General features: G+C 65.8%; 8 protein-coding genes. 3 read left to right on the top strand and 5 right to left on the bottom strand.

The window, feature by feature from the left end:
* Positions 1 to 198: 198 nt before the first annotated feature.
* Together P0D62_RS07075 and P0D62_RS07070 are read right to left on the bottom strand one after the other, a co-directional pair.
* The gene (locus tag P0D62_RS07075) at positions 199 to 1,080 is read right to left on the bottom strand and encodes an IS5 family transposase (protein WP_275701927.1); all 882 of its coding nucleotides are present in this window, start codon (positions 1,078 to 1,080) and stop codon (positions 199 to 201) included.
* A 415-nt stretch (positions 1,081 to 1,495) separates the two neighbouring features.
* Positions 1,496 to 1,849, bottom strand: coding sequence for a GIY-YIG nuclease family protein (locus P0D62_RS07070; RefSeq protein WP_275701926.1), 354 nt, complete (start codon positions 1,847 to 1,849; stop codon positions 1,496 to 1,498).
* Positions 1,850 to 3,282: 1,433 nt separating this feature from the next.
* Between P0D62_RS07070 and P0D62_RS07065 the strand changes: the two genes are divergently transcribed.
* Both P0D62_RS07065 and P0D62_RS07060 read left to right on the top strand, forming a co-directional pair.
* Positions 3,283 to 4,161, top strand: a complete 879-nt coding sequence (locus P0D62_RS07065; protein ID WP_275701925.1) for a ParA family protein — start codon at positions 3,283 to 3,285, stop codon at positions 4,159 to 4,161.
* A complete protein-coding gene (locus P0D62_RS07060; RefSeq protein ID WP_275701924.1) occupies positions 4,161 to 5,051 on the top strand; it encodes a ParB/RepB/Spo0J family partition protein in 891 nt (296 codons plus the stop codon). Before P0D62_RS07065 ends, P0D62_RS07060 begins: the two co-directional genes overlap by 1 nt.
* 843 nt (positions 5,052 to 5,894) lie before the next feature.
* Here P0D62_RS07060 and P0D62_RS07055 read toward each other — a convergent pair.
* A complete protein-coding gene (locus P0D62_RS07055) occupies positions 5,895 to 8,693 on the bottom strand; it encodes a DUF2804 family protein (RefSeq protein WP_275701923.1) in 2,799 nt (932 codons plus the stop codon).
* Between the two features lie 164 nt (positions 8,694 to 8,857).
* On the opposite strand from P0D62_RS07055, the gene P0D62_RS07050 reads away from it, so the two are divergent.
* Positions 8,858 to 9,982: a zinc-binding dehydrogenase gene (locus P0D62_RS07050; RefSeq protein WP_275701922.1), complete on the top strand. Its 1,125-nt coding sequence runs from the start codon at positions 8,858 to 8,860 to the stop codon at positions 9,980 to 9,982.
* Between the two features lie 27 nt (positions 9,983 to 10,009).
* Here the strand turns inward: P0D62_RS07050 and P0D62_RS07045 are convergent, their stop codons facing one another.
* A complete protein-coding gene (locus tag P0D62_RS07045) occupies positions 10,010 to 11,269 on the bottom strand; it encodes an erythromycin esterase family protein (protein WP_275701921.1) in 1,260 nt (419 codons plus the stop codon).
* The gene (locus P0D62_RS07040; RefSeq protein ID WP_275701920.1) at positions 11,266 to 12,051 is read right to left on the bottom strand and encodes a hypothetical protein; all 786 of its coding nucleotides are present in this window, start codon (positions 12,049 to 12,051) and stop codon (positions 11,266 to 11,268) included. Before P0D62_RS07040 ends, P0D62_RS07045 begins: the two co-directional genes overlap by 4 nt.
* Positions 12,052 to 12,057: the final 6 nt, after the last annotated feature.

Here is a 12,057-nt window from a genome sequence, read left to right as displayed (position 1 = left end):
TCAGCGCAGGCTGTGGGAGGCACTTGTTCTTCGGCTGCGGGTTGGGTCGTTTCGAGCCTAGGAAGCTCGCGCCGGCGACTACGCTCTTTGAGGTGCGGAGCGCAGCGGAGCCTCGAAAAGAGCCAACGCGACCTCTTGGCTGGTTCTGTTGTTTGGCGTGCGAACCCGTTATGAAGACGCGATGGTGTCTAGGTCGTGTTACGTAAGTCGTTTGAGCCATTGATCGATGATGGTGATGTGGATGGTGGCGGTGTAGCGGACCGCGAGTTTGTCGTAGCGGGTAGCGAAGGCTCGGTAGTGTTTGAGCTTGTTGATGCCACATTCGACGGCGTGTCGGTCCTTGTAGATGGTGGGGTCGAAGGCTGGTGGTCGGCCACCGCAGCGGCCTCGTTGTTTACGGTTACGGATTTGGTCGGCGGGGCTGGGGATCGTGGTCTTGATGTGATGGGTTCTCAGCCATGCACGGTTCGCTTTTGATGAGTAGGCCTTGTCCGCGAGGACCCGGTCCGGGCGGCGTCGCGGCGCGCCACGGATGTTGTTGATCTTGATCTGGTCCAGCACGGTAGTGAACTCCGGGCTGTCAGCCCGTTGCCCGGCGGTGATGTGGAAGGCCAGGATCCCGCGGTGTTGATCGCAGGCCAGGTGGGTTTTCGTGGTCCAGCCGCCACGAGAGCGCCCGAACCCGTGATCAGCAGGCTCCCCGGTGACACGGTGGATCGAGTCGTGGCGGGCGCCAGCGGCGTGGATGTGGCCTCTGCAGGTGGTGGAGTCCACTGAGACTTGCCATTTCACCTTGCCAGCGGCTTGTGCGTGGGCTCGGAGCGTGTCCACGATGTGTTGCCAGGTGCCGGTGGTTTGCCAGTGGGAGAACAGGTGGTAGACCCGCCACCAGGGGCCGTAGCGATCGGGAACATCACGCCAGGGGCAGCCGACTCTGGTTCGGTATCGGATGCCGTTGATCAAGGCACGCAGGTCCCATATCCGGGGGTGGCCTCGTCGAGGAGGTGGGAGCAGGCTGGTGAGCAGCTTCCATTGCGGGTCTGTGAGGTCATGGCGACGGCCAGCGTCTATCGTGGACACAAGGACTCCCGGGGAAGTAGGAGTTGATTCGACACCAACCGATCTACCCCGGGAGTCCTTCCTATCCGGTCAGCGACACGCGACCATCACCGATTAACGCAACACGACCTAGCGGCTTGTGGTCGGGTTCTTGTGGATTCTCGGGCTGGGTCTCCTCGAGGCTCGGCCGCGGGCGGCCTCGCACCTCGAAGACCGTGAAGTGAGATCACGCTCTGTGAGGTGCGGAGCGCAGCGGAGCCTCGACAATTGGGACTAGGGCGGAGCGCGAACGACGCTCTGTGAGGCGCGGAGCGCAGCGGAGCCTCGACAAGAGCCAACGCAAGACAAGGCAGAAACCTTCCACAGGTGTCGCACCTTGCCGCCAAGTGTTAGGTGGCCGGCGCTAGCTCAAGGCAGCCGGATGAGACTGTGCCCCCTAGAGCACAGACGGAGGCGGCTGCTGGAACTGGTCAGCCAGCGCATCTAAGGCCTCCTGCTTGAGTGCTGACCGCTGCCTTGCTCTGCTTCCGAGAACGCCCAGCAGGTCGAGTCGGCCGGCGATGAGAGCCTGACGTTTGGTGCGCCCCCATCCGTGCAGCTTGCGTTCCAGCGCATACGCCTCGAGCATGCTGTCGAAGTGCTCGGCCCATACCAAACGTACGGGGAGCCGGCGGGACGTGTACTTGGCTCCCTTGCCGGAGTTGTGGTCGTCTACTCGTTGTTCCAGGTGCCACGTGCTACCTACGTAGTAGGAGCCGTCAGCGCATTCAAGCATGTAAGTCCAGGGCATACACCCGTGATAGTTGTGGCAGGCGTTCTTTTGTCACGATGTTCCTAGGTTGTGGATAAGGCTGTGGAGAAGGTGGATAGCCTGGCTGTTAGGAGCCGATGACGGAGAGCCGATCTCGACCACCGCACCGGCCGACTGAGATGACGAGTTTCCGCCCGTGAGTGAACGGCGCCTTCTCGAGACCTCCCCGTCGCACATTAGCGAAACGTCGCTCACTAGGGGAAACGTCACGGTTGGGCCCACAGAGCGCCTTGTGGATCGTAGAGTTTTGCATTCTCCTCAGCGTCGGAGTCGATTGAGCATGAGTGGCCTCTGTGCCCGCAGGGGGCCAGACATATACCTGAACGGGGGTCACCGACCGCGGTTCGCTCTTTTCGAGGCTCCGCTGCGCTCCGCACCTCAAAGAGCGTCGTTCGTGCTCCGCCCTAGTCCCAATTGTCGAGGCTCCGCTGCGCTCCGCACCTCAAAGAGCGTGATCTCACTTCACGGTCTTCGAGGTGCGAGGCCGCCCGCGGCCGAGCCTCGAGGAGACCAAGCCCGAGAATCCACAAGAACCCGACAAGAGGCCCCTAGACACCATCGCGTTTTCACAACAGACTCGCACGCCAAACAACAGAATCATCCAAAAGGTCGCGTTGGCTCTTTTCGAGGCTCCGCTGCGCTCCGCACCTCAAAGAGCGTAGTCGCCGGTGCGAGCTTCCGAGGTTCGAAACGACCCACCCGGCAGCCGAAGAACAAGTGCCCGCCACAGCCTGCGCTGACTCTTTTCGAGATTCCCAAGGGGCGGTGGAGGCAGAAAGCGAAGTGGTTTCGTAACAGGCGCCGTCCTTACATCTTCTCCCTTCGGCGGTCCGCGAGGTGCGACGTAGTTACCTCGAAGCGACTCAGTCGGCAGCCGGTTGACCTCACGCCGGCTCTTTTCGAGCTTTCCGGGATGGTCGTCCCAGAAAAGGTAAGAGGTTTCGTTAGCGGGGCCTTTCGTGGCCACTCCCTGACGGTCGGTGAGGTTCGACCTAGCTGGCAACTAGCGGATAGATCTCAACCCAGAGGCGTGTCGGCTCTTTTCGAGGCTCCGCTGCGCTCCGCACCTCAAAGAGAGCGGATGGTTATCCAGGGTTCTTTCGTAGCGAGAGGCGACTCGCCCGTGGGGTGGAGTGTTTCACGTGAAACATCCGCCCGACTCCGGGACTGTCGTGGTGCGAACTCGGAGACCCGCCGTCGGGCCCCGCCGGTGTTGTGCGGAACTTCGGTAGAGTGGCTTCGCTGCGACCTAACAAGGAGGCTTGATGGCGCTGTTCTTCCGCCGACGCAAACCTGCACAGGACACACCGACCGTGCCGGCCGACGACGTGGAGTTCTGGAAGGATCACCGCAACGTTTCACGTGAAACGCTGATTCGAACGCCACAAGGGCCGAAACGAGCACTACATGACGTGCCCGAGCACGGGGATCCACTACAGGACTATGGCGACGAATACAGCGAGACCACCGTTCCGCTTAACGCCGAGCGTCTGCCTCGCCCGAAGAAGACCCGCGTCTTCGTCGTCGCCAACCAGAAGGGCGGCGTAGGGAAGACGACGACTGCGGTCAACGTTGGCATGGCGCTGGCGCTGGGTGGGCTCAACGTCCTGGTCATCGACAACGATCCCCAAGCCAACGCGTCGACGGCGTTGGGCGTCGATCACCCGCAGGGCACAAAGGGCACCTATGAAGTGCTGATCGACGGCGACGAGATCGCTGCGCACGCTCAGCGGTCGAACCACAGCCCCAATCTGCATGTTCTTCCGGCGACCATCGATCTCGCTGCCGCGGAGCTGGAACTGGTCAATATCTCGGGCCGGGAACACCGACTCAAGGATGCTCTCGACCGGTATATCGAGCAGTCGGGCGTCGACTACGTCTTTATCGACTGCCCGCCGTCGCTCGGCCTACTCACGCTCAACGCGCTCGTTGCTGCGACGGAGCTGATCGTGCCGATCCAGTGCGAGTACTACGCCCTGGAGGGCGTCACCGCGCTCATGGACACGATCCGGCGCGTGAAAGCCAACCTCAACACCGATCTTGAGCTCTCGACGATCCTCCTCACGATGTTCGACCGGAGGACCAACCTTGCGAAGGAGGTCTCCGCTGAGGTACGGGCCCACTTCCCGCGCGAGACGTTGGAGACGTCGATTCCCCGCAGCGTGCGCGTCGCCGAGGCACCGAGCTTCGCGCAGAGCGTCGTCACGTATCAACCCAAGTCAGACGGCGCTTCCGCATATATCGCGGTCGCCACCGAGATCGCGTTCCGCGCCGACAGGATGGAGGAGTGATGGCAGCCGCACGACAAGGAGGTCTGGGCAAGGGTCTGGGTGATCTGTTCGCCAGAACCGACGATGTGCCGGAGGTTCCCGAGATCGCTGGGGCCCGCTTCATGGAGATCCCGCTCTCCTCTATTCAGCCCAATCCCAAGCAACCGCGCACGAACTTCGACGAGGACGATCTGGCGGAACTCGCGGAGTCGATCCGCGAGTTCGGCGTGCTGCAGCCCGTCGTTGTGCGAGAGGTGGGACGCGGCGCCTATGAACTCGTCATGGGCGAGAGGCGGCTTCGCGCCAGCGAGCGTGCCGGGAAGGAGGCTATCCCGGCGATCATCCGAACCACGGACGACGACGCCCTCCTGCGCGACGCACTGCTTGAGAACCTGCATCGGGCCGACCTCAACCCGATTGAGGAAGCCAACGCCTACCGTCAGCTCCTCGACGATTTCGCCTGCACACAAGACGAACTGTCCAAGCGGATCCATCGCTCACGTCCCCAGATCAGCAACACCCTGCGCTTGCTGAACCTGCCCCCGAAGGTGCAGCTCCGCCTGGCCGCCGGTGTGATCTCCGCGGGGCACGCACGGGCGCTGCTCGGCTTGAGCGACCCCAAGGAGCAGGAGGAGCTGGCGCAACGCATCATCGCTGAGGGTCTGTCGGTGCGCACCACGGAAGAACTAGTGGCGCTGGCGCAGCGCGGCCAGAAGACCCGGATCGTTCGAGGCCCTCGGCAGCCGTCCGATCAGGAGCGCACGCTCTCACGTCAGTTGAGCGATCAGTTCGATACCAGGGTGAAGGTGGATATCGGCCGCAACAAGGGCCGCATCACCATCGAGTTCGCCACCGGAGAGGATCTGGACCGCATCATGGCCATCCTCGACGGCACAACGGTGGACGTATAGCTATTTAGCAGTTAAGAGTTAAGTAGTTTTGTCGATAAATAGGTAAAGCCATCTGACGCTCTTCGAGGCGAATCGCGTCCACGCCCTCGGTGGTGTCTTCGCCTCTGTGTTCCGGGTGGTCCTCGCCTCTGTGCTCTCGGCGGTGCTCCAACCCACGCTCTTCGAGGTGCGAGGCCGCCTGCGGCCGAGCCTCGAGGAGAGCGTGACCGCGTCTGAGGGGCTTGTGGTCGGGAACTGTGGTGGGGTTCGTCGTGTTCCGGATGGGGTCGCGGTTGCTGAGGTGCGAGCGAAGCGAGCCTCGAAGTGCCCGCCGCCGGCCGCCTCACGGCGCTTCGCGCGGGCTCACGGCTTTTACGCCCACCACACCCACTCGCGAACCTCATCTTCCACACGACTTGGTTCTTCGGCTGCCAGCTGGCTCTCCTCGAGGCTACGGCTTTTTGGGGCTCGTTCCTCGCCCAGCGCCTCCGCACCTCGAAGAGCGTGAGGGGGGATGTCGCTCTTCGAGGAGAGAGATGTGACTTCACGGTCTTTGAGGTGCGAGCGCTAGCGAGCCTCGAAAAGACCCAGCGTGAGAGTCCGCAGGAACCCGATCACGGTGTCGGGCTGAGCGTTCGGCTGGCGGTCGCTCTCCTCGAGGCTCCGCTGCGCTCCGCACCTCGAAGAGCGTGGTCTCTCCACACGACTCAGCCTCTTCGGCTGGCGGTCGCTCTCCTCGAGGCTCGGCCGCAGGCGGCCTCGCACCTCGAAGAGCGTGAGTGGGTTCCGTGTGTTGGGGAGGGTCGGGTGGTTCGGTGTCTTAGAGGGTGGCTTGATCCCCTGTCTTAGAGCGGGTGGATGGGGTTACCAGCGGTTGCGGACGTCTTCGGCCCAGCCGGTGAGGCCTTCCACGCGGACAGGGGTTCCGTTCTCGTCGTCGACGACGCCCGACCAGTGGCCGAAGCACTGGTGGGTGTGTGACGAGAAGACCTTCAGGTCGGTCGCCGAGCGCTTCAGGTGGAACGGCGTGAACACAAGATCGACGGTAGAGCCGCGCACCGTCCAGGGGGCGAGCCAGTTCTCGGGGTCGTAGTCCCAGACCAACTCCTCCGAGATCTTGCTGAGCCGGCCGTCGACGACGAGGGCGTTCTCGACGCTGCCTGTGCCGTCGGTCCATTTGCCTCCCAGCTGGATGCCGAGCACTCTCCCGTCGACGACCCCGGAACCGGCGCCCCAATTCCAGTGCATCGAGTACCGCCAGCGGCCGCGACCGTGGTCGAGCGTCGCGAAGGACTCGCCGGCGGGCACGTCGTAGGCGACGCCGTCGAGCCAGATCGTGCCGCGTGCGGGCCGAGCCACGTCCTTGACCGTGTACTGGAATAGCGTGTCGGTCCAGGGCACCACGACGCCGAGGCTCTCGTGGCCCTCGGGCCGCTCGGCGACGATGTCGAACACGATCCGGGCGCCGCGGCCTCGGATCCGGGTGCCGCCGGCGACCTCGTCGATGGCGATGCTCACCTGTCTTGTCCGGCCGCGACAAGGGCCTTCGCCGAGTGTTCCTGGCAGGGAGATGCTGCGTCCCAAGGCGCTGATGGCGTCGTGCGAGACGGCCTCGCCGGTGGCCCTGTCCAGCACCCACAGCCCATGCACCGCCGCGTATTCGAGGTCGGAGAGCACCAGGGCGACGATGTGCGTTGGGGTGGTGACGGCCCAGTACTCCCATCGTTTGTTGCGACCTCGCCCTCGTCGTCCGTGGCCGATGCCGTCGGTGCGGATCAACGGTGTCCGCGTCCAACCGATCGCCTCCGGGTTCAGCCGGCCGTCGGTGAGGGTGAGTGAGACGGGAGCGCTGATCTCGCGCTCGAGCACCTCCTGGGGCGCCAGCCCCGCACCGCACGCCGCAGCATGGCGCTGCCGCAGCCGTCGGTTGGAGGTGCGTACCTGCTCGGGGTCGAGCTTGAGTATGCGTCGGTCGTAGGTGAGCAGGCCGTTCGTCTCCTCCTCCACGTCCACCAACTGCGTGTAGACGAAAGCCGCCAGGCCTCGATCGATGGCGGGCCCGATCTCGGCGTGCTGCAGTCTCAGGAAGCCGAGTTCCAAGGCCGTGCGGTCGGTGTAGCGGCGATAGCCGAACTCCTTGTCAGACCAGGTATGGCCCTCGACGGGGAGCGAATAGCCACCGTACTCGGTGAGCGCCGCGGCGCGGGGATCGTCGGCATCGGCGTCGGAGAGTCGGTAGGTCCGGAAGTAGACGTGACGGCTGGCGAGATCGCCGGCTCCTTGGTCGTGCCACCCCGACGCGTGGTCGATCGGGCGGGTCGGGTCGAGCGCACGGAGCCTCCGCGTCGCCTCCTTGGCGTCGAACTGGCCCCAGCCCTCGTTGAACGGCACCCACAGAGCCAGGCTCGGCACCGAACGAAGCAGCGCGACGGTGCCCTCCAGCTCGCGGTAGAACTCCTCTCGGCCAGCGGGGTCGTCGCGACCGAAGCGCCGGTAGCGGGAGTCGTTGAGTCGGAGTCTCGTCACGGCGGGAGCGCTCACCACCAAGCGCGACGGCGTCTCCCCGCCGCTGACCAGGTCTTGCCACACCAGCATCCCGAGCCGGTCGCAATGGTGATACCAGCGCAGCGGCTCGATCTTGATGTGCTTGCGCAGCACGGTGAAGCCCAGATCCTTGGCGGTCTGGATGTCGTGCACCATGGCCTCGTCCGACGGGGGCGTGTACAGCCCGTCGGGCCAGTAGCCCTGGTCGAGCAGCCCTGCGTGCAGGTAGGGCTCGCTGTTCAGCAGCAATTGCGTACGGCCGTCTTTATTGGGCCCGAGGCCGAACGACCGCATGCCGACGTACGAGCGCACCTGGTCGTCCGCCAGCCGCACCTCGACGTCGTAGAGATACGGATCCTCCGGAGACCAGGGGTGCACGTCGTCGATCGGGATCCGGGCGGTGCTGCCCGGGGTGAGCGCGGTCAGGCCGACGATGCTCTCGCCGGCGAGCACCGCCACGGTGGCGTCTCCCGCCGGTGCCCCGGCGGCGGTGACGCGGACCTCCAGCTCGCCGTCGTCGAGGTGCGGCGTCAACACCACGTCCTTGATCCAGGTCTCCGGCACCGACTCCAGCCACACCGTCTGCCAGATGCCCGACTGCGCGGTGTACCAGATCCCGCCGGGGTCGAGGGTCTGCTTGCCTCGGGAGCGGTAGGAGGTGTCGGTGACGTCGCGCACCTTGACGGTCAGTTCGTGCGTGCGGCCGTGGCGCTTGGCGGCCCACAGCGCGTCGGTGATGTCCAAGGCGAAGGGCAGGTAGCCGCCGGAGTGGCCACCGACCGGCTCCCCGTTGACCCACACCTCGCAGTCTTGATCGACCGCCCCGAAGTGCAGCAGGACGCGGTTGCGGATGAAGTCGTCGGGCAGGTGGAAGAAGGCGCGATACCAGAGCGCCTCGTCGGGTTGGAGGGTGCGGTTCACTCCCGACAGCGCTGCCTCGGGGGAGAAGGGGATGACGATGGGGCCGTCCCACTCCGACGGCCGCGGCGCGTCGGCGTCGGTGAACGCGTGGTCCCAGATGCCGTTGAGGTTGAGATAGGAGTCGCGCACCAGTTGAGGCCGTGGGTACTCAGGCAAGACGGCGTCGACGTTGAGACGCTCACCCCATTCAGTCAGCATGCCCCAGCTTCTCATGGGTGGGCGTGGCTGTGGCCGAGTTTGTTCGGGCGCGCACCGCGTCGCTATATCCATTCGTAATATCAAAGAGTTAGCGCTACCCAGGTCTAGGCGTACAACACGTAGTAGTGCAGAATATAAATGTCATAACAAACTATGGAGGTGACATGATCCCGGAAACCATGCGAGCAGCGGTGCTGAGGAGCCCGGGTGGGCCCCTGCGCATCGAAACGATCCGCACTCCCCGTCCCCGCGTCAACGAAGTCCTGCTGAAGGTGAGCGCCTGCGGCCTCTGCCACTCCGACCTGCACGTCATCGGAGGACACATCGCCTTCCCGACGCCCTGCGTGCTCGGCCACGAGGTGGCGGGCACCATCGTCGAGATCGGCGAAGGAACCACGCTGCCGGGGCTGGACGTCGGAATGAAGGTGGCAGGAGCCTTCCTCATGCCCTGCGGACAGTGCCGCGCCTGCCGGGAGGGCCGCGACGACCTGTGCGCGCCCTTCTTCGAGCTCAATCGTCTGAAGGGCGTGCTGTACGACGGCGAGACCCGCCTCGCCGATCTCGACGGCAGCCCGATCTGGATGTACTCCATGGGCGGCCTCGCCGAGTACTGCGTGGTGCCCGCCACCTCCGTCGCCGTCGTGCCCGAGAATCTCGACGTGCGCAACGCCGCCATCCTCGGCTGCGCGGCCATGACGGCCTACGGTGCCGTGCGTCGCGGCGCCGATCTGCGCTACGGCGAGACCGCCGCCGTCGTCGCCACCGGTGGTGTGGGCTCGATGATCATCGAGTTCGCCAAGACGATGGGCGCCCGTCAAGTGATCGCGATCGACGTCGACGATGCCAAGCTCGAGGCCGCTCGTGAGCTCGGCGCCACCGACGTGATCAACCTCACCCGCGACAACCCACGGGAGAAGGTCTTCGCGCTCACGGGCGGGGTGGGCGTCAACGTCGCCTTCGAGGCCCTCGGGCGTCCCCAGACCTGGACCACCGCCCTCGACATCCTGGCCGACGGTGGCCGCATGGTGCCGATCGGCCTGGGCTCCGGCGTGCAGAAGGCCGAGGTGGAGATCAACCGCACCGTGCGACGCGGCCAGTCGATCATCGGCTCTTACGGCGCCCGAACCCGAGTGGACCTGCCTGCCGTGATCGGCATGGCGGCCAACGGCGAGATCGATGTCGACGGCGTGGTGAACCAGACCTTCAGCCTGGACGACGTCAACGACGGCTACGCGCGCCTGACCGACGGCTCGATGAAGGGTCGCGGCGTCGTGGTGATGGATCTGTAGATCCGGGCTGACCATCCGGTCGAGGGCTCACAGCGGCGTCACCGGTGTGGCGCTCTCGACCAGGATCAGCGCGTCGTAGCTGGTCTCCGGCGTCATCTCGACGGAGTTGAACCACGGTATCCACGCCTGCCATTGCTGCATGCCTTCGCCGGCGCTGGCCATCCGCACGGGCCTGTTCAGCAGCTCCCGGTTCTCCGGTGCGGCGGTGGCGAACTCGAGGTATCCCTCGGCGGTGCCGTCGAACATCCCTCGCAGCGGGGTGCGGTTGGTGAGCGAGACCTCCCAACGCTCCCCGCCACGCCCGGTGATGAAGGAGCTGTGGTGCACCTCGGTGCCGATCACCCGGTAGCCGTCGCCGTACTCGTCGACGAGGAGAGCGCCGAGATCCTTGGCTGCGAACGCGGCGGAGGCCTTGTCGACGTGGCCGTTGTGGGCGAAGAGGAAGGAATGTTCGTTTCCGCGCTCGGCCTCTTCCTCGACGGTGCGGCCGACGTTGGCGGCCATGATCTGAGCTCGCACCGCGATGTAGTCCAGGTCGCTGGCGGAGGCGAGGTCGAGACCTTGGCTGAGCGCAGTGGCGGCGTTGACGGCGTGCGCACGTCCGTCGCTCTCCGGCGTGGCTTCGACGGCGGCGACGAGCTCGTCGACGACGGGACGCGTAGTCGCTGCGTCCGTGGCATCGCTGTCATCGGTCCACCCGGCGAGCTGCGCGCGCAGTTGTTCGGCCGCGGCCTCGTCGTGCTGGGCGAGCCAGGAGAGGGCGATGTCCTTCGACGCGTCCACGCGTTGGGTGTCGACGCCGACGATGCGGATGCGCTCGGCGTCGGGCACGCCGGCGTTGTGGTCGTGGAGCCAGTGGAGCAGCTCGGCCATCTGGACGGTGTGGTTGAGGCGGAATCCGAACCGCTTGGCCGCGTCCTCCGCAGTGCCGGGGCCGCCCTGGATGAACGCGTCCACCAGGGCGGTGTTGCCGTAGTCCTCTTCGAGCATGATCGCCCGGAACTGAGGCAGCTTCTGCACCAGGGTGAGGCGCTGGAACTGGAACTCGGCGTTGCCGTGCGTCGCCTCGCCCAGGGCGAGGACGGTGGCGACGGCGATCTCATCCGACACGATGGCCTCGGCGAACTCGGTCGCGTCAGGCGTGCCTTGCGCGCGTGTCGAGAAGAGACTCCACCCGATGGCGCCGCCGGCGAGAAGGGCGATCGCCGCGAGGACGACGAGGAGCGTCGTGAGCACCCGTCGCCGCGTCTTGGCGGGCGGCGTGGGAAGGCTGTGGGCGGTCATCATCGCACCTCCGTCCGTAGCTCCCGCACGACCCCGACGACGCCGGGCACCAGGATCCACGCGACGACGCCGGTGGCCACGCGTGCCACCTCGACGCCCGTGGCCCCGTCGGAGAGAGCGGCGACGGCGTTGACGTCGAGCCAGGCCAGCACGTCGGCGGCGGTGGGGATGATCGACAGCAGCAGGGCGATGGGGGGCCAAGCGAGCACGATGGTGATCGCGACCGGCGCCAGACCGGTGGCGAGGCCGATGGCGTAGCCGGACAGGGCCGCGAGGACGATGCCGACGGTGAGCGCACCGTGGCTGCCCCCGTCGATGGTCCAGGGGACGGGTTGGCTGGTCACCAGGCCACCGACCGGGGTGATGATGGCGGCCGCGACGAGCGTCAGGGCCGCAGCGATCAGGCCGAGGGTGATCACCGCCAGCGCCTGCGCGGTGAGAATCCGGCCGCGGGCAGGGACGAGGGCGTAGGTGGCGAGGGCGGTGCGGTGATGGCGCGCCGACGTGGCGAGCAGGATGGCCAGCACCGGCAGCAGCGTGAGAAGCGGGATGCCGGCGAGGCGTGCGACGTCACCGTAGGTCACGTCGTCGATGAAGAGGACCGCGCCGCCGCCGAAGATGCCCGCCAGCAGGGCGCCGGCGGCGACGAGGGCGACACCCGAGGGCGTGTCGACGAGCTTGCGCAGCTCGACGGCCCAGAGTCGTGCCGTCGAGACCCTATGGGTGGCGGATACGGTGGCCGACGGGGTGCTGCGCCGGGTGCCGGTGGTGGGCGCGATGGTCATGATCAG

Origin of the sequence: Tessaracoccus caeni (assembly GCF_029211185.1) — a bacterium.
Classification (GTDB): Bacteria; Actinomycetota; Actinomycetes; order Propionibacteriales; family Propionibacteriaceae; genus Arachnia; species Arachnia caeni.
This window is presented reverse-complemented; position numbering and strand designations above follow the sequence as displayed.

Excerpts from the sequence above, each read along its gene's own strand:
- P0D62_RS07070 (WP_275701926.1), bottom strand. The coding sequence starts at position 1,849 with ATGCCCTGGACTTACATGCTTGAATGCGCTGACGGCTCCTACTACGTA.
- P0D62_RS07060 (WP_275701924.1), top strand. The coding sequence starts at position 4,161 with ATGGCAGCCGCACGACAAGGAGGTCTGGGCAAGGGTCTGGGTGATCTG.
- P0D62_RS07055 (WP_275701923.1), bottom strand. The coding sequence starts at position 8,693 with ATGCTGACTGAATGGGGTGAGCGTCTCAACGTCGACGCCGTCTTGCCT.
- P0D62_RS07050 (WP_275701922.1), top strand. The coding sequence starts at position 8,858 with ATGATCCCGGAAACCATGCGAGCAGCGGTGCTGAGGAGCCCGGGTGGG.
- P0D62_RS07045 (WP_275701921.1), bottom strand. The coding sequence starts at position 11,269 with ATGATGACCGCCCACAGCCTTCCCACGCCGCCCGCCAAGACGCGGCGA.
- P0D62_RS07040 (WP_275701920.1), bottom strand. The coding sequence starts at position 12,051 with ATGACCATCGCGCCCACCACCGGCACCCGGCGCAGCACCCCGTCGGCC.